This is a genomic window from Curtobacterium sp. MCPF17_050 (genome assembly GCF_003224435.2).
In the GTDB taxonomy this organism is placed as follows: Bacteria; Actinomycetota; Actinomycetes; order Actinomycetales; family Microbacteriaceae; genus Curtobacterium.
On the sequence record NZ_CP126250.1, the window covers coordinates 1,191,162 to 1,208,566 of the forward strand.

The following is a 17,405-nucleotide window of genomic DNA, read 5'->3' on the forward strand; positions in this document are numbered from 1 at the left end:
GTCCGCGACGGCCCGAAGGGTCGTCAGGTCCGTCCGCGGTTGCGCCGCCGCACGGCCTTCGGCGCCCGTCCGGCCATGAACGACCGCGCCGGGTCGACGACGAACCCCTGCCGCAGCGCCTCGCGCCCGACGAGCATCCGGAAGCCCATCTGGTCACGGTTGCTCAGCGTCGTCTCCGACAGGACGGTCCGCCCGGCGAGCTCGATCGACATGAGCACGACGATGCGCTCCTGGGCGTGGCCGCTCGAGCTGCGGATCACCCGGCGGTCATGGACGTCGCACTCGACCGTCTGGGGATCCGCGTCGGAGTCCTGCCACGGGTGCACCGAGAACCGGACCCGTCCGCCGGGCAGCTCCTCGATGTCGAAGGCGTGCAGTGCCGAACTCCTTGCCCCGGTGTCGAGCTTGACCTTGATCCACGGGACGCCGATGTCGGGCAGGGCCGCCCACTCGCGCCACCCCGCGACGATCGGCACGCGGGACGCCGCCCGGGCGCTGTCGGAGCGCTTCGCGGAGTCGGCCATGCCCCTATCTTGGCAGTGATGAAACTCGCCATCCTGTCGCGCGCTCCGCACGCGTACTCGACGCAGCGCCTCCGCACCGCCGCCGCCGAGCGCGGTCACACCGTCAAGGTGTTGAACACCCTCCGCTTCGCGATCGACCTGACCGGCGAGCAGCCCGACCTGCAGTACCGCGGCAAGCTGCTGTCCGACTACGACGCCGTCCTGCCGCGCATCGGCAACTCGATCACGTACTACGGCACCGCGGTGGTGCGGCAGTTCGAGCAGATGGACGTGTACACGCCGAACACGGCGAACGGCATCACGAACTCGCGTGACAAGCTCCGGGCGAACCAGATCCTGTCCCGCCACGACATCGGCATGCCGGCGACGACGTTCGTCAACAGCCGGGCGGACGTCCGCGGCGCGATCGAGCGGGTCGGGGGCGCCCCGGTCGTCATCAAGCTGCTCGAGGGCACGCAGGGCATCGGCGTCATCCTCGCGCCCGAGGCCAAGGTCGCGGAGTCGATCGTCGAGACCCTGCACTCGACGAAGCAGAACGTCCTCATCCAGCGCTTCATCGCCGAGAGCCGCGGGAAGGACATCCGCGCCCTCGTCGTCGGTGACCGCGTCGTCGCCGCCATGCGCCGGAGCGCCTCCGGGGACGAGTTCCGGTCGAACGTGCACCGCGGCGGCACCGTCGAACAGGTCACGCTGACGCCCGAGTACGAGGAGGCCGCGGTCCGCTCCGCCCAGATCATGGGCTTGCGGATCGCGGGCGTGGACATGCTCGAGGGCAACGACGGCCCGCTCGTCATGGAGGTCAACTCTTCCCCGGGCCTCGAGGGCATCGAGCGTGCCACCGGGCTCGACGTCGCCGGTGCGGTCATCGACTACATCGCGAACCAGGTGGCGTTCCCGGAGATCGACGTCCGCCAGCGCCTCAGCGTCTCGACCGGGTACGGCGTCGCCGAACTGCTCGTGCACACGAACGCGGACCTCGTCGGCAAGACGATCAAGGACTCGGGTCTCTGGGACCGCGACATCACGGTGCTCACACTGCACCGTGGCACCGCGGTGATCCCGAACCCGCGGAGCGGCGTCGTCCTCGAGCCCGGTGACCGGCTGCTGTGCTTCGGCAAGCTCGAGGAGATGCGGTCGATGGTCCCGGACCGTCGTCGCCGTCGCACGAAGCTGCGGAAGCTCCCGAAGGACGCCCTGTCCGACGGCTGACCGCCCCAGCCAGCCGACCGGCCCGCCGGGAGGCCCGGGTCACCACAGCAGGACGGCCTCCGCCGCCGCCTGCCGCTCCGGATCGTTCACCCGTGGGCCCTCGTCCGGATGACGCGGGCACCCCGGACGAGCGGTCCCGGTGCGAGCGGCGCCGCGTAGCGTCCGGACGGAAGAGCATTCGTCTCGTGACCCGCGATCCGTGATCCGTCCGGGAGGACGGCCGACCGGATGGTGGGCACCGTGAACAGGGAGCACGCCATGACGAAGTACGAATCGAACCGCGACGTCGAGCCGATCCACGTCACCACCTACCGATCTGCCCGCAAGGCCGCCCGGCGTGGCTGGGCGGTCCCGGCCGACGTGCCAGTGCCGTCGATCGACGACGTCTGGCGCAACGGACGGACCCCGGCGGACCGAGCCCGACAGCGCTGACGGCACCGGGACGGCAGCCGGGCGCGGCGTCGGGCACACCACGTCTGGACGTCAGCCGGGGTCGGCCCTCGTCGCCCGGACCGCCGCGAGCACGACGTCGAGTGCCCGGTCCAGTTCCGGCAGCGTCACGGCGCCGTACCCGAGCACGACCCCGTTCCCGGACCGTCCCCGCACCGTCTCGTAGTCGGCGAGGTCGGCCACCAGGACGCCCTCCACGGCAGCGCGGGCGAGCACGGCAGCGCCGGTCGCCGGACCCGGCCACGTCAGCACCGCGTGCAGACCGCCGGTGAGGGCCCGTGCCTCCAGGCCGGGGACCCCGCTCGTGGTGAGCCGGACCGCGATCCGTTCGCGCCGGTGCGTGTAGTCCCGCCGGACCCGACCGAGGTGCCGACGGAAGGCGCCGGTGCGCAGCAGGTGCGCGAGCGCGACCTGCACCGGCTCGGCGACCACCGCGCCCCGGGCCGTGCGGGCGGCGAGGACCGCCGCGCCCACCGCTCCGGACGGGACGACGACGTACGCGCAGCGGAGCCGTGGGTCGAGGGTCTTCGAGAACCCACCCAGGTGCACGACCACGCCGTCGGTGTCGAGCGCGGCGAGGGCCGGGACCGGGTTGCCCCGGTGCCGGAACTCGGAGTCGTAGTCGTCCTCGAGCACGACCGTCCCCGTCGTCGCCGCGTGCGCGAGCAGCGCTCGCCGCTGTCCGACCGGCATGACCGAACCGAGCGGGTACTGGTGGGTGGGGGAGACGAGCACCGCGTCGACGGGAGTCCGGGCGAGCACGGTCAGGTCGATGCCGTCCGCTCCGACGGGCACGGGAACGACCTCCGCGCCGGCGCTCGTCAGGGCGCGGTGGCCGGAACGGTAGCCGGGGTCCTCGACGGCGATGCGCGGAGCGCGGCCCAGGCGTGCCCGGAGTGCCTCGGCGACGAGGGACAGCGCCTCGGACGTCCCGGCGGCGACGATGACCTGCGCGACCGACGGGGTGAAGCCGCGCGCCAGCCCGAGTTGCGCGACGAGTTGCTCGCGGAGCGCGGTGAGGCCCGCGGGGTCGGACAGCGCGTTGCGGAGCGGTGCGTCCGCCGCCGCACGCCAGGCAGCCCGCCAGTCCCGGTCACTGATCGCGGTGACGGCGGGGATGCCCGGGCGGCAGTCGACGACGGCGCGGTCGCCAGGGTCGCCGGAGTTGCCGGGGTCGTCGGGGTCGGAAGGGTCGCCGGGGTGGGAAGGGTCGGCGAGGCCGACGGGGTCGCCTGTGTCCCCGGGGACCACGGCGTGCAGGTGCACCGACGCTCGTCCGGGCGACGGTCCGGGGACTCCGGATCCCGCGACGACCCGCGCTGCCGCACCCGGCCGGGTCCGGATGTAGCCCTCGCCGTCGAGTTGGTCGTAGGCCGCGACGACCGTGCCCCGGGCGACCCCGAGTTCGGCGGCCAGCACCCGCGTCGACGGCAGCGGGTCCCCGGCCCGGAGGGTCCCGTCGTGCACCAGGGACCGCACCCGTGCGACGACCACCGACACCTTGCTCGACTGGTCCATCCCGCACACCCCGATCTGGTCTACTCGCTGGTCCAGTCCTGACCCTAACGTCGGGGCATGCCCGCTCCCGACGCCATGCCCTCGCTCACCGTCCGCCGTCTCCGCGACCGGCAGCAAACCGATCCCGCCGTGCTCTCCGCGGTCCTCGCCGAGGGGTTCGTCGCTCACGTCGGCCTGGTCCGCGACGGCTTCCCGATCGTGCTGCCGTACCTGTACGGCGTCGGCGACCTCGGCGCCGGCCCGGTCCTGCTCCTGCACGGCTCCACGGGCGGCGGACTGTTCCTCGACGCCGGGGAGGAGGGCGTCCCCGTCTCGGCGACCATCACGCACCTGGACGGCATCGTCTTCGCCCGCTCGACCTTCGACAGCTCGGCGAACTACCGCAGCGCGATGGTCGTCGGCCGCGCGACCGTGGTCCCGACCGAGCTGCGGGCCGAGGCGCTCCGACAGGTCGCCGACCACCTCATGCCCGGCCGCCGCGCCGAGGTGCGCGAGATGACCGCGAAGGAGGTCCGGCAGACCCAGGTCCTGCAGCTCCCGCTCGACGCCGCGAGCGTCAAGGTCCGGGCGGCCGGCGTCGGCGAGGCGCCGGACGACGGCGAGGACCACCGCGTCTGGGCGGGCGTCCTGCCGGTCGCCCTCCGGGCCGGAGCGCCGGTCCCGGGAGCGCTCGCCGCCGCCGCGGCCACGGCGCCCGACCCGTCCGTGGTCGCGCTCGCCGCGCGACTCGCGGGAGCCGCCGACTGCCGGGAGGCCCGACTCGCCTCCGCCCCGTCGCCCGCCTCCGCCCCGTCGCCCGCCTCCGGCGGCGGTCGGGCCTGACCTCGGGAGCGGCCGGGACCGGTACCGCGTGTCTGTGACGGACCGCAGGAACTCCCCGAGGTTCTCCAGCCGGGATCAGGTTCGTGACCAATACGTTATCTCCCCGGGTCGTCGCACGAGGGGCGGTCCAGACCCGGAAGGAACCATGGGACGCCACGCACTGCCCGCACGGGACGACGACCGCCGGTCCGGACCTGCCGCCGCACCCAGCGTCCCCGCTCCGAGCGCCCGCGCCGCCGGTGCCACCGCTCCTGTTGCGCCGGCGTCCAACGCCCCCGTCTCCCGCGCCACCGCTCCCGCAGCGAGGGTCGCAGGGCCGAGGGCCTCCGCCCCGATGAGTCGGGCACGCGGCCGCCGTGCCGCGGCCGGCCCCGTCCTTGCCCGCAGCACCTTCGTGGCGCACGAGCGACCGGCCCGCGTCGTGGCCCTCGGGCCGTCCAGCACCGCCCGCGCCGCCGTCGCCCCGCTGGCTGAGGCCGCGTCGGCCGACACCGCGTCGGCCGGCACCGCGACGGCCGGTACTGCGTCGGCCGGTACCGCGCGCTCGCGGTCGGCAGCGCTCCGCGCCGAACGCGCGGCGGACCCGCGCCACGTCCGTCGTGCCGCGACCGCCAAGCGTGCCGCCCTGCTCATCGCGCCGGCCCTGGCGATCACCTCGACCCTGTCCCTGTCGATCCCGGCCGACACCGCGACGGCGGCACCGGCACCGACCGCCACCACGACGACGTCCCAGGAGCTGCAGACCTACACCGTCGCCCACGACGTCGAGGTCCCGATCATCTCCTCCGACGGCGTCACGACGACGTCGGTCGTGTCGTACCCGACCCTGGTCCTCCGCTTCGGCGTCACCGAAGCGCAAGCGCAGGCCGCCCTGTCCGCGGCGCTCTCGCCGGGTGGAGACCGCGCGACGGTGCTGCAGACGGCGCTGCAGTACCTCGGCGACCCGTACCTCGAGGGCGGGGCCAGCCACGCGGGCATCGACTGCTCGGGCCTGACGATGGTGGCGTACCAGGCGGTCGGCATCCAGCTCGCGCACTACGTCCCCACGCAGGACGCCGTCGCGACGACCGTCCCGGAGTCCGAGGCAGCACCGGGGGACATGGTGGTCTTCGACAACGAGGACCACGTCGGCCTGTACCTCGGGCAGGGACTCGTGCTCCAGGCACCGCACCCGGGCGAGGTCGTCGACATCGTCCCCATGTACTCGATGCCGCACCACTTCGCCCGACTGCTGCCCGCAGGGTCCTGACCACCGGGGTCGGTACAACGGTGCCACAGGAGATCGGTGGGCGGACTCGCGAAGGGTTGCGGGCCTCCCGTAAGCTGGAGTGATGGCCACCGACACCCGCACACCGTTCGAGGAGCAGAGCGCAGCACGCTCCGTCCGCCCGCAGGTGCGCCCGCGCACCGAGGGCTGGAAGCAGGCGACGGGGTCCGACGGGCGACCCCTGCTGCAGTTCGCGTCTCCGAAGCGGGGCAAGCCGCCCGTGCACCTGGCCGACATGACGGTCGAGGAGCGCGAGGCGAAGGTGAAGGAGCTCGGCCTGCCCGGGTTCCGCGCCAAGCAGCTCGCGACCCACTACTTCACGCACTACACGTCCGACCCGGCGAAGATGACCGACCTGCCGGCTGCCCAGCGCGAGGAACTCGTCGCCGGGATGCTCCCGCCCCTGCTCACCGAGACCCGTCGTCTCGAGACGGACAAGGGCGACACGATCAAGTTCCTCTGGAAGCTGCACGACGGGGCCCTGGTGGAGTCGGTGCTCATGCGGTACCCGGGCCGGATCACGCTCTGTGTCTCGTCGCAGGCCGGCTGCGGGATGAACTGCCCGTTCTGCGCGACCGGCCAGGCGGGCCTGACGCGGAACATGTCGACGGCCGAGATCATCGAGCAGATCGTCCGGGCGAACGAGGCCATCGCGGCCGGTGAACTCGGTGGCGACCCCCGCAAGGGCGGGAAGGACCGCGTCGACGCCGAGCGCGTGACGAACATCGTGTTCATGGGCATGGGGGAGCCGCTCGCGAACTACAAGCGGGTGATGGACGCCGTGCGCATCATGGTCGCGCCGCAGCCGAACGGCCTCGGCATGAGCGCGCGCGGCATCACGATCTCGACCGTGGGGTTGGTGCCGGCGATCCTGAAGCTCGCGGAGGAGGACATCCCCGTGACCTTCGCGCTCTCGCTGCACGCGCCCGACGACGAACTCCGCGACGAGCTCATCCCGGTGAACTCGAAGTGGAAGGCCGACGAGGCGATCGACGCCGCCCACAACTACTACGTGAAGACCGGCCGTCGTGTCTCGATCGAGTACGCCCTCATCAAGGACATGAACGACCACGCCTGGCGTGCCGACCTGTTGGCGGAGAAGCTCAACAAGCGCGGCAAGGGCTGGGTGCACGTCAACCCGATCCCGCTCAACCCGACGCCCGGGTCCGTGTGGACCTCGTCCGAGGTGCACGTGCAGGACGAGTTCGTCCGCCGACTCAACGCCGCCGGGATCCCGACCACCCTCCGCGACACCCGCGGCAAGGAGATCGACGGCGCGTGCGGCCAGCTGGCCGCAGCCGACTGACGGCCGGCAGACGGCCACGGCAGCTGGACGACGGCTCTGACAGGAGGCGCGGTGCGGATACGCACTGCGCCTTCCGTCGTTCCCAGGGACGGTCGGTGGTCGCGATCACGCACGGCGCCCGTGGCCCGGCACAGCAGGGGAGCAGGCACGACACGCCCGGGCGTCGAGCTGGCTTGGCGCTCCCGTTCACCCGTGCGTAAAGTAATCACTCGTTGCCGCTGAGGCGGAGAACGGAACGGCCGAGACACTGACCGGGTCAACGACCTGGGAGATGCAGTCTGGCTCCGATCTTCCCCGGGCAACGAGCCAGCCTCTCTGGCGAAGCATCCTGGTGGTGTGGAGTGGGGAGTGCGTCTGGTCCTTGAGAACTCAACAGCGTGCACATTGTCAATGCCAATTTTATTGACCTCGTGCCTGGTCGGTTTTTCCGGTCGGGTCATGATGCAATTCCTTTTGGATTGAAGATTGTCAGTAGACAGTCAACAGTCAAGATCAACTCGCTGGCACTTCGGTGTTGGTTGTAATTTTTTACGGAGAGTTTGATCCTGGCTCAGGACGAACGCTGGCGGCGTGCTTAACACATGCAAGTCGAACGATGATCAGGAGCTTGCTCCTGTGATTAGTGGCGAACGGGTGAGTAACACGTGAGTAACCTGCCCCTGACTCTGGGATAAGCGTTGGAAACGACGTCTAATACTGGATATGACTACTGGTCGCATGGCCTGGTGGTGGAAAGATTTTTTGGTTGGGGATGGACTCGCGGCCTATCAGCTTGTTGGTGAGGTAATGGCTCACCAAGGCGACGACGGGTAGCCGGCCTGAGAGGGTGACCGGCCACACTGGGACTGAGACACGGCCCAGACTCCTACGGGAGGCAGCAGTGGGGAATATTGCACAATGGGCGAAAGCCTGATGCAGCAACGCCGCGTGAGGGATGACGGCCTTCGGGTTGTAAACCTCTTTTAGTAGGGAAGAAGCGAAAGTGACGGTACCTGCAGAAAAAGCACCGGCTAACTACGTGCCAGCAGCCGCGGTAATACGTAGGGTGCAAGCGTTGTCCGGAATTATTGGGCGTAAAGAGCTCGTAGGCGGTTTGTCGCGTCTGCTGTGAAATCCCGAGGCTCAACCTCGGGCTTGCAGTGGGTACGGGCAGACTAGAGTGCGGTAGGGGAGATTGGAATTCCTGGTGTAGCGGTGGAATGCGCAGATATCAGGAGGAACACCGATGGCGAAGGCAGATCTCTGGGCCGTAACTGACGCTGAGGAGCGAAAGCATGGGGAGCGAACAGGATTAGATACCCTGGTAGTCCATGCCGTAAACGTTGGGCGCTAGATGTAGGGACCTTTCCACGGTTTCTGTGTCGTAGCTAACGCATTAAGCGCCCCGCCTGGGGAGTACGGCCGCAAGGCTAAAACTCAAAGGAATTGACGGGGGCCCGCACAAGCGGCGGAGCATGCGGATTAATTCGATGCAACGCGAAGAACCTTACCAAGGCTTGACATACACCGGAAACGGCCAGAGATGGTCGCCCCCTTGTGGTCGGTGTACAGGTGGTGCATGGTTGTCGTCAGCTCGTGTCGTGAGATGTTGGGTTAAGTCCCGCAACGAGCGCAACCCTCGTTCTATGTTGCCAGCGGGTTATGCCGGGGACTCATAGGAGACTGCCGGGGTCAACTCGGAGGAAGGTGGGGATGACGTCAAATCATCATGCCCCTTATGTCTTGGGCTTCACGCATGCTACAATGGCCGGTACAAAGGGCTGCGATACCGTAAGGTGGAGCGAATCCCAAAAAGCCGGTCTCAGTTCGGATTGAGGTCTGCAACTCGACCTCATGAAGTCGGAGTCGCTAGTAATCGCAGATCAGCAACGCTGCGGTGAATACGTTCCCGGGCCTTGTACACACCGCCCGTCAAGTCATGAAAGTCGGTAACACCCGAAGCCGGTGGCCTAACCCTTGTGGAAGGAGCCGTCGAAGGTGGGATCGGTGATTAGGACTAAGTCGTAACAAGGTAGCCGTACCGGAAGGTGCGGCTGGATCACCTCCTTTCTAAGGAGCATCTGGTCAGTGCTGCTCACCGTCGTGGTGGGTTGGTTGCTGGTCCAGGCGCCCGGTTCGGACCGAACGTGTCCGACGGGTAGCTCATGGGTGGAACATTGACAGTGCAGTCGGGAGCGCGTCTTCTGGTCTCAGTACGCTCGGGTGTCTCTTTGTGAGGTGTCTGGGTTGGAACGGGTCGGGGGGAAGCGGGTTGGCTGGTGCACGTTGTTGGGTCCTGAGGGACCAGGCTTCCTGATCGTCGGGTTGTCTCTTTTGGAGGCGGGTTCGGTGGTTGGGGGTTGGGCCGCAAGGTCCTTCGGTGGGCTGCATGAGGCTAGGCGTTGTGTCTGGTGGAGTGTGGTGCCGATCGTATGTTGAGAACTACACAGTGGACGCGAGCATCTTTAGATTCGCGTCATCGATGATCGTCGGCTTTCGGGTTGGCGTGAAACATGGCGTTGGATCGCAATTTTAATCTTTGTGGTCAAGTTTCTAAGAGCAAACGGTGGATGCCTTGGCATCTGGAGCCGAAGAAGGACGTAGAAATCTGCGATAAGCCTCGGGGAGCTGATAATCGAGCTGTGAGCCGAGGATTTCCGAATGGGGAAACCCCGCCAGGCGACTTGTCGACCTGGTGACTCCCGCCTGAATATATAGGGCGGGTAGAGGGAACGTGGGGAAGTGAAACATCTCAGTACCCACAGGAAGAGAAAACAACATGTGATTCCGTGAGTAGTGGCGAGCGAAAACGGATGAGGCTAAACCGATCATGTGTGATAGCCGGCGGGCGTTGCATGGTCGGGGTTGTGGGACACGTCGCTCAGTTCTGCCGGACTGGGACGGTTACAGCGCATCATAGTCGAACCGGTTTGAAAGCCGGGCCGTAGTGGGTGCCAGCCCCGTAGACGAAATGGTGTTATGGCCGGATGTGTATCCCAAGTAGCACGGGGCCCGAGAAATCCCGTGTGAATCTGTCAGGACCACCTGATAAGCCTAAATACTCCCAGATGACCGATAGCGGACAAGTACCGTGAGGGAAAGGTGAAAAGTACCCCGGGAGGGGAGTGAAATAGTACCTGAAACCGTTTGCTTACAAACCGTCGGAGCCTCCTTTGTAGGGGTGACGGCGTGCCTTTTGAAGAATGAGCCTGCGAGTTAGCGATATGTGGCGAGGTTAACCCGTGTGGGGTAGCCGTAGCGAAAGCGAGTCTGAATAGGGCGATTCAGTCGCATGTCCTAGACCCGAAGCGAAGTGATCTATCCATGGCCAGGTTGAAGCGACGGTAAGACGTCGTGGAGGACCGAACCCACTTCAGTTGAAAATGGAGGGGATGAGCTGTGGATAGGGGTGAAAGGCCAATCAAACTTCGTGATAGCTGGTTCTCTCCGAAATGCATTTAGGTGCAGCGTTGCGTGTTTCTCGCCGGAGGTAGAGCTACTGGATGGCCGATGGGCCTCAACAGGTTACTGACGTCAGCCAAACTCCGAATGCCGGTGAGTGAGAGCGCAGCAGTGAGACGGTGGGGGATAAGCTTCATCGTCGAGAGGGAAACAACCCAGACTACCAACTAAGGCCCCTAAGCGTGTGCTAAGTGGGAAAGGATGTGGAGTTGCACAGACAACCAGGAGGTTGGCTTAGAAGCAGCCACCCTTGAAAGAGTGCGTAATAGCTCACTGGTCAAGTGATTCCGCGCCGACAATGTAACGGGGCTCAAGCACACCGCCGAAGTTGTAGATTTCGCACATAGACAAGCCTTCGTGGTTCAGTCGTGCGGAGTGGTAGGAGAGCGTCGTGTGGCGAGTGAAGCGGCGGAGTGATCCAGCCGTGGACGCCACACGAGTGAGAATGCAGGCATGAGTAGCGAAAGACGGGTGAGAAACCCGTCCTCCGAAAGACCAAGGGTTCCAGGGCCAGGTTAATCCGCCCTGGGTAAGTCGGGACCTAAGGCGAGGCCGACAGGCGTAGTCGATGGACAACGGGTTGATATTCCCGTACCGGCGAACAACCGCCCAAGCTAATCCAGTGGTGCTAAGAGTCCTAACCCGGCACTTGTTGATCCCTTCGGGGTGAGACGGGCCGGTCTAACGCTCGACCCCATGCTGGTGCGGTTAGCGTATGAACAGGTGTGACGCAGGAAGGTAGCTGAGCCAGGCGATGGTATCCGTAAGGTGAACCTGGTGTAAGGATGTAGGGCTGACGATAGGCAAATCCGTCGTCTGTACGCCTGAGATCCGACGCGTACCCGTCAGGGGAAATCAGTGATCCTATGCTGCCGAGAAAAGCATCGACGCGAGGTTGCAGCCGCCCGTACCCGAAACCGACTCAGGTGGTCAGGTAGAGAATACCAAGGAGATCGAGATAATCGTGGTTAAGGAACTCGGCAAAATGCCCCCGTAACTTCGGGAGAAGGGGGGCCGGACACGTGACCGGATTCACTCCGTGAGCGTTGAAGGCCGCAGAGACCAGTGGGAAGCGACTGTTTACTAAAAACACAGGTCCGTGCGAAGTCGCAAGACGATGTATACGGACTGACGCCTGCCCGGTGCTGGAAGGTTAAGAGGAAGGGTCAGCCTCACGGCGAAGCTCTGAATTTAAGCCCCAGTAAACGGCGGTGGTAACTATAACCATCCTAAGGTAGCGAAATTCCTTGTCGGGTAAGTTCCGACCTGCACGAATGGCGTAACGACTTCCCAGCTGTCTCAACCGCGAACTCGGCGAAATTGCACTACGAGTAAAGATGCTCGTTACGCGCAGCAGGACGGAAAGACCCCGTGACCTTTACTATAGTTTGGTATTGGTGTTCGGAGTGGCTTGTGTAGGATAGGTGGGAGACTGTGAAGCGGGCACGCTAGTGTTCGTGGAGTCATTGTTGAAATACCACTCTGGTCACTTTGGATGTCTAACGTAGGACCCTGATCGGGTTCATGGACAGTGCCTGATGGGTAGTTTAACTGGGGCGGTTGCCTCCCAAAGAGTAACGGAGGCGCCCAAAGGTTCCCTCAACCTGGTTGGCAATCAGGTGGCGAGTGTAAGTGCACAAGGGAGCTTGACTGTGAGACTGACAGGTCGAGCAGGGACGAAAGTCGGGACTAGTGATCCGGCAGTGGCTTGTGGAAGCGCTGTCGCTCAACGGATAAAAGGTACCTCGGGGATAACAGGCTGATCTTGCCCAAGAGTCCATATCGACGGCATGGTTTGGCACCTCGATGTCGGCTCGTCGCATCCTGGGGCTGGAGTAGGTCCCAAGGGTTGGGCTGTTCGCCCATTAAAGCGGTACGCGAGCTGGGTTTAGAACGTCGTGAGACAGTTCGGTCCCTATCCGCTGCGCGCGTTGGAAATTTGAGAAGATCTATCCCTAGTACGAGAGGACCGGGATGGACGAACCTCTGGTGTGTCAGTTGTTCTGCCAAGGGCACCGCTGATTAGCTACGTTCGGACCGGATAACCGCTGAAAGCATCTAAGCGGGAAGCCGTCTTCGAGATGAGATTTCCATGCACCTTGAGTGTGAGAGGCTCCCAGCAGACTACTGGGTTGATAGGCCGGATGTGGAAGCGGGGACTAACGACCCGTGGAGCTGACCGGTACTAATAAGCCGAAGACTTGACACACACTTTTTACCCACACCTTCACGGGTGTGGGGCTCGCGTCCACTTTGTGGTTCCCGACAGACGATCGGGAACAACTGAAACTGAACACCGCGCATGCGCGGAATGGTTTCGAAGCTTCCTTGTTGGAGTGTCGAAATTGTTCCGGTGGTCATAGCGAGAGGGAAACGCCCGGTCACATTCCGAACCCGGAAGCTAAGCCTCTCAGCGCCGATGGTACTGCAAGGGGGACCTTGTGGGAGAGTAGGACGCCGCCGGACTTCTTTTCACAGAACGATCGAGCCCCTGACCGGGGTGAGCCGTAATGCTCATCCCGGTCAGGGGCTCTTTCGCGTTCCCACGCCGGCTGAACAAGCGGTGTCATGGTCCGGGTAGACCGGAGACATGAAGGTCGTCGGAGTTGAAACGTTCGGAGGGCCTGGAGCCCTCGCCGTCCATGAAGTGCCCGAGGTGCACGCCGGTGCCGGTTCGGTCCGCATCGCCGTCCGGGCGTTTGCGATCAACCCCACGGACACGGGGGTGCGGGCGGGGGAACGCGACAGCTCGAAGGCCACGGCTCCGTACGTGCCCGGGATGGATGCCGCGGGCGTCATCGACGAGGTGGGACCGGACGTCGAGGGGTGGTCCGTCGGTGACGAGGTCATGGCGGTCGCCCTCCCGCTCACCGGACACAGCGGTGCGTACGTCGAGTACCTCGTCGCCCCGGTCGGGTCGTTCACGCGGATCCCGCGCGGGACCACGATCGAGGCAGCATCCACCGTGCCGATGAACGGGCTCACCGCCATCCAGATGCTCGAGCTCGCCGGGCTCGAGCGGGGCCAGACACTCGCCGTGACCGGCGCCGCCGGACTCCTCGGCAACTACGTCGTGCAGCTCGCGAAGGCCGCCGGCATCACCGTGATCGCGGACAGCTCCGAGAAGGACCAGGCGCTCGTCCGTTCGCTCGGGCCGGACCACATCGTGCCGCGCGGGGACGACTTCGCTGCCTCCGTCCGAGCCGTCGTGCCCGAGGGGGTCGACGCCCTGTTCGACTGCGCCCTGCAGCGCGACACCGTCGTCCCGGCCATCCGCGAGGGTGGTGTGTTCGTCGACGTCCGCGGTTGGGAGGGCAACGGCGCACCCGGCATCCGGTTCGAGCGGGTGTCCGTGTTCAGTGAGTACCGGTCCTTCGACAAGCTCGAGCGGCTGCGCCACGGCGTTGAGAGCGGCACGATCGTGCCCCGGGTGGCCGAGGTCCTGCCGGCGGAGCGTGCCCCGGAGGCACACGAACGCCTCGAAGCCGGCGGGACGCGGGGTCGCTTCGTCCTCACTTGGTGACGCAGCTGCGGTGACCGCATGACGCACGGAGGCCCGGTACCAGCTGGTGCCGGGCCTCCCGTCCGTTCGTCGCGCGTCAGCGGAGGCGGGTCGCCGCTATGCCGCCGTCGACGTCGAGCGTCGCACCCTGCATGCCGGAGCGTCGCATCTCTCGCGGGACTACCGGGAGGCGTACGGGCGGCCGCCGGCGGAGGACGCGACCGGGGCCCGGAAGGCGTTCGCCGCTGCGGGCTGACAACCGGGCAGGGGTGTGGTGGCCGCTGTCGACCACCGCCTGTGATCCGGTGTCAGCGGTCGAGTACGGCCTCGATCGTGTCCGCGGCCGTCTGGACGTCGTCGTGTTCCCAGACGCGGATGACCCTCCAGCCCTCGCTGCGGAGGACGGCGTCGTGCCAGGCGTCACGCTGCCGGTTCGCGAGCAGCTTCGTGCGCCACAACTCGGCGTTCGCCTTCGGCACGTGTGCGTGCTCCTCGCACCAGTGCCAGAAGCAGCCGTCCACGAACACCGCGACGCGGGCACGGGGGAACACGAGGTCAGCACGCGCTCGTGTGTCCGGACGCTGATCCGGCTGTCGACGAAGAACCGACGGCCGCGGGCGTGGAGGGTGCGGCGCAGGGCGAGTTCCGGCGCGGTGTCACGGCGTCCGAACCGGGCCATGTGGCGGCTGCGCTCCTCGTCGGCGTCCCAGTGCTGCATGCCGCGACGGTACCGAGCGAGTGGTGCCCCTCGGGAAGACTCCATGCGATCTGTGGAGGACTCCGGCGGTCAGCCCTCGAGTTCGGCGCGGAGGTACGGCGCGGTGCGGCTCGACGGGGAAGCAGCGACCTCGGCGGGCGTGCCCGACGCGACGACCTGACCGCCCGCATCGCCGCCGGACGGCCCCATGTCGATCACGTGGTCGGCGGCAGCGACGACGGACATCGCGTGCTCGACCACGACGACCGTGTTGCCCGCGTCGGTCAAGCGGGACAGCTGCTCGGTGAGGCGCTCGACGTCGGCCGGGTGGAGGCCCGTGGTCGGCTCGTCGAGCAGGTACAGCGTGTGGCCGGAACGGGCGCGCTGCAGCTCGGTCGCGAGCTTGATGCGCTGCGCCTCGCCGCCGGACAACTCCGGTGCGGGCTGCCCGAGTCGGAGGTAGCCGAGGCCGACCTGCTGCAGGGCGTTCAAGGCACGTGCGGCGGCGGGGAGGTCGGCGAGGAACGGTGCCGCCTCGTCCACGGTCATGCCGAGGACGTCGGCGATCGTCACGCCGTCGAGGCGGACCTCGAGCGTCTCGTCGTTGTAGCGGGAGCCGTGGCACTCCGGGCACGGCGCCCAACTGCCCGGCAGGAACAGCAGCTCGACCGACACCGAGCCCTCTCCCTGGCACACCTCGCACCGGCCGCCGACGACGTTGAACGAGAACCGGCCGGCCGTCCACCCGCGGGCCTTCGCGTCGTCGGTCGCGGCGAACGCGGCACGGACCGCGTCGAACAAGCCCGTGTAAGTGGCGAGGTTCGAGCGGGGCGTGCGGCCGATCGGCTTCTGGTCGACCTCGACCACGCGGCTGATCTGCGGGTGCTCGGCGGCACGGTTCGCGAGGACGCCACCCACCAGCGACGACTTGCCCGACCCAGACACTCCGGTGACGGCGGTGAGGACGCCGAGCGGCACGTCGACGTCGAGGTCCCGGAGGTTGTGCTGCGTCACGCCCCGCAGTTCCAGGGTGCCGAACCGTTGTCGAGGAGGGCGGGCCTCCAGGCCGGAGGCACGTGGCTGCAGGAAGCGGCGGGTGACGGACGCCTCGACGTCGGCCAGGCCGTCGACCGGGCCGCTGTAGAGGACGGTGCCGCCGGCGGAGCCGGCACCGGGGCCGACGTCGACGATCCAGTCGGCTCGGCGGACGATGCGCATGTCGTGCTCGACGACGAAGACGCTGTTGCCGCTGGCGCGGAGGTCCTCGAGCACCTGGACGAGCGGTTCGGCGTCGGCCGGGTGGAGGCCCGCGCTCGGCTCGTCGAGGACGTAGACGACACCGAAGAGGCCGCTCCGCAGCTGTGTGGCGATGCGGAGGCGCTGCATCTCACCGGGGGAGAGCGTCGGGGTGGCGCGGTCGAGGCTGAGGTAGCCGAGGCCGAGGCCGGTGAGGACCTCGACCCGGCCGAGGAGGTCGCGCGCTATGGTGACCGCGACCTCGGTCCGTTCACCGGATGACGTGCGGGACGTGGCCGCCGTGGCGTCGGTGAGCTCGGCGACCGGACGGAGGACCTCGGCGACGCCGGACAGCGGCAGCGCGTTCAGCTCGGCGATCGTCCGGCCGCCGAACGTCACCGCGAGTGCAGCGCGCGTGAGACCCGTGCCGCCGCAGAGCGAACACGGGCCGGACTCGACGAACTGCAGGACCTTGTTCCGCTGCGTCTCGCTCTGCGAATCGGCGAGGGTGTGCAGCACGAACTGGCGGGCGCTCCAGAACCGGCCCTTGTACGGCTTCGCGACGCGGTCACGTTTCGGGGTGACCTCGACGACGGGCTGCTCCTCGGTGAAGAGGAGCCAGTCGCGGTCCTCCTGCGGGAGCTCCCGCCACGGCCGTTCGATGTCGTAGCCGAGGCCGGCCGTGACATCGCGGAGGTTCTTTCCCTGCCACGCACCCGGCCACGCCGTGATCGCGCCGTCGCGGATGCTCAGCGACGGGTCGCGGACAGCGGAGGCCTCGGTCACCTCGTGGGCGACGCCGAGGCCGTGGCAGCGCGGGCAGGCGCCGGCGACCGTGTTCGGGGAGAACGAGTCCGAGTACAGCTGGTCCGCGCCCTCCGGGTACGTGCCGGCACGCGAGTAGAGCATGCGCGTCGAGTTGCTCAACGTCGTGAGGGTGCCGACCGTCGACCGGGAACTCGGGGCACCGCGGCGCTGCTGCAGGGCGACTGCCGGCGGGAGGCCCGTGATCAAGTCGACGTGCGGGGTCGAGCCCTGCGCGATGAGGCGGCGGGCGTAGGGGGCGACGGACTCGAGGAAGCGGCGCTGGGCCTCGGCGAAGACCGTGCCGAACGCGAGGCTCGACTTGCCGGAGCCGGAGATGCCCGTGAAGGCGACGATGCGGTCGCGGGGGATGTCGACGTCGACGTCGCGGAGGTTGTTCTCGCGGGCGCCGCGGACGCGGATGAAGCCGTCGGGCGCGGTGCCGTCGGGACCGGCGGTGGCGCCGGGACGGGCGGTGACTTCGGGGCCGGCAGCGGCGTCGAGGACCGCGATCTCGTCGGGAGCGGTGGTCGAGGTGCGGGTCGTGCGGGGTGCGGGCATCCGTTCGAGCCTAGGCGGGTTCGAGCGGCGCGGTGATGGGGCAGGCCTGGTCGAGTCGAGTCGAGTCG

Annotated in this window: 10 protein-coding genes and 3 rRNA genes; 9 read left to right on the forward strand and 4 right to left on the reverse strand. The window is 67.1% G+C overall.

Annotation, left to right across the window (positions count from 1 at the left end; all coding sequences use genetic code 11):
• Positions 1 to 23: 23 nt before the first annotated feature.
• Positions 24 to 524 (reverse strand): ATP-dependent zinc protease family protein, encoded by a 501-nt coding sequence (locus tag DEJ34_RS05685; protein WP_110911611.1) that lies wholly within the window; start codon positions 522 to 524, stop codon positions 24 to 26.
• Positions 525 to 542: 18 nt separating this feature from the next.
• Here DEJ34_RS05685 and rimK point away from each other — a divergent pair, with 18 nt between their 5' ends.
• Positions 543 to 1,733: a 30S ribosomal protein S6--L-glutamate ligase gene (gene rimK / locus DEJ34_RS05690; RefSeq protein WP_110823921.1), complete on the forward strand. Its 1,191-nt coding sequence runs from the start codon at positions 543 to 545 to the stop codon at positions 1,731 to 1,733.
• A gap of 258 nt (positions 1,734 to 1,991) precedes the next feature.
• Positions 1,992 to 2,165, forward strand: a complete 174-nt coding sequence (locus tag DEJ34_RS05695; RefSeq protein ID WP_181419389.1) for a hypothetical protein — start codon at positions 1,992 to 1,994, stop codon at positions 2,163 to 2,165.
• A gap of 51 nt (positions 2,166 to 2,216) precedes the next feature.
• Here the strand turns inward: DEJ34_RS05695 and pdxR are convergent, their stop codons facing one another.
• Positions 2,217 to 3,701, reverse strand: coding sequence for a MocR-like pyridoxine biosynthesis transcription factor PdxR (pdxR, locus tag DEJ34_RS05700; RefSeq protein WP_110911612.1), 1,485 nt, complete (start codon positions 3,699 to 3,701; stop codon positions 2,217 to 2,219).
• Positions 3,702 to 3,758: 57 nt separating this feature from the next.
• Between pdxR and DEJ34_RS05705 the strand changes: the two genes are divergently transcribed.
• The 7 genes from DEJ34_RS05705 to DEJ34_RS05735 all read left to right on the forward strand — a co-directional run bounded on the left by DEJ34_RS05705 (position 3,759) and on the right by DEJ34_RS05735 (position 14,060).
• A complete protein-coding gene (locus DEJ34_RS05705) occupies positions 3,759 to 4,523 on the forward strand; it encodes a pyridoxamine 5'-phosphate oxidase family protein (RefSeq protein ID WP_110911613.1) in 765 nt (254 codons plus the stop codon).
• 334 nt (positions 4,524 to 4,857) lie between these two features.
• Complete coding sequence (locus DEJ34_RS05710; RefSeq protein ID WP_181420711.1) at positions 4,858 to 5,772, forward strand: C40 family peptidase; 915 nt, start codon at positions 4,858 to 4,860, stop codon at positions 5,770 to 5,772.
• Positions 5,773 to 5,854: 82 nt separating this feature from the next.
• The gene (gene rlmN, locus DEJ34_RS05715) at positions 5,855 to 7,096 is read left to right on the forward strand and encodes a dual-specificity RNA methyltransferase RlmN (protein ID WP_110823926.1); all 1,242 of its coding nucleotides are present in this window, start codon (positions 5,855 to 5,857) and stop codon (positions 7,094 to 7,096) included.
• 527 nt (positions 7,097 to 7,623) lie between these two features.
• Positions 7,624 to 9,145 (forward strand): 16S ribosomal RNA (locus tag DEJ34_RS05720).
• Positions 9,146 to 9,618: 473 nt separating this feature from the next.
• Positions 9,619 to 12,746: ribosomal RNA gene (locus DEJ34_RS05725) — 23S ribosomal RNA — on the forward strand.
• Positions 12,747 to 12,886: 140 nt separating this feature from the next.
• Positions 12,887 to 13,003 (forward strand): 5S ribosomal RNA (gene rrf, locus DEJ34_RS05730).
• The 16S, 23S and 5S rRNA genes sit together here, the layout of an rRNA operon.
• A gap of 124 nt (positions 13,004 to 13,127) precedes the next feature.
• Entirely contained in the window at positions 13,128 to 14,060 is a 933-nt protein-coding gene (locus tag DEJ34_RS05735) for an NADP-dependent oxidoreductase (RefSeq protein ID WP_110911751.1), read from the forward strand.
• Positions 14,061 to 14,347: 287 nt separating this feature from the next.
• Here the strand turns inward: DEJ34_RS05735 and DEJ34_RS05740 are convergent, their stop codons facing one another.
• Both DEJ34_RS05740 and DEJ34_RS05745 read right to left on the reverse strand, forming a co-directional pair.
• Positions 14,348 to 14,590, reverse strand: coding sequence for a PDDEXK family nuclease (locus tag DEJ34_RS05740; RefSeq protein WP_258368381.1), 243 nt, complete (start codon positions 14,588 to 14,590; stop codon positions 14,348 to 14,350).
• 236 nt (positions 14,591 to 14,826) lie between these two features.
• Positions 14,827 to 17,337, reverse strand: coding sequence for an AAA family ATPase (locus tag DEJ34_RS05745; RefSeq protein ID WP_110911752.1), 2,511 nt, complete (start codon positions 17,335 to 17,337; stop codon positions 14,827 to 14,829).
• Positions 17,338 to 17,405 lie beyond the last annotated feature (68 nt).

Bases quoted from the DNA above. Each gene is read 5' to 3' on its own strand.
- DEJ34_RS05685 (WP_110911611.1), bottom strand. From the start codon at position 524: ATGGCCGACTCCGCGAAGCGCTCCGACAGCGCCCGGGCGGCGTCCCGC.
- rimK (WP_110823921.1), top strand. From the start codon at position 543: ATGAAACTCGCCATCCTGTCGCGCGCTCCGCACGCGTACTCGACGCAG.
- DEJ34_RS05695 (WP_181419389.1), top strand. From the start codon at position 1,992: ATGACGAAGTACGAATCGAACCGCGACGTCGAGCCGATCCACGTCACC.
- pdxR (WP_110911612.1), bottom strand. From the start codon at position 3,701: ATGGACCAGTCGAGCAAGGTGTCGGTGGTCGTCGCACGGGTGCGGTCC.
- DEJ34_RS05705 (WP_110911613.1), top strand. From the start codon at position 3,759: ATGCCCGCTCCCGACGCCATGCCCTCGCTCACCGTCCGCCGTCTCCGC.
- DEJ34_RS05710 (WP_181420711.1), top strand. From the start codon at position 4,858: ATGAGTCGGGCACGCGGCCGCCGTGCCGCGGCCGGCCCCGTCCTTGCC.
- rlmN (WP_110823926.1), top strand. From the start codon at position 5,855: ATGGCCACCGACACCCGCACACCGTTCGAGGAGCAGAGCGCAGCACGC.
- DEJ34_RS05735 (WP_110911751.1), top strand. From the start codon at position 13,128: ATGAAGGTCGTCGGAGTTGAAACGTTCGGAGGGCCTGGAGCCCTCGCC.
- DEJ34_RS05745 (WP_110911752.1), bottom strand. From the start codon at position 17,337: ATGCCCGCACCCCGCACGACCCGCACCTCGACCACCGCTCCCGACGAG.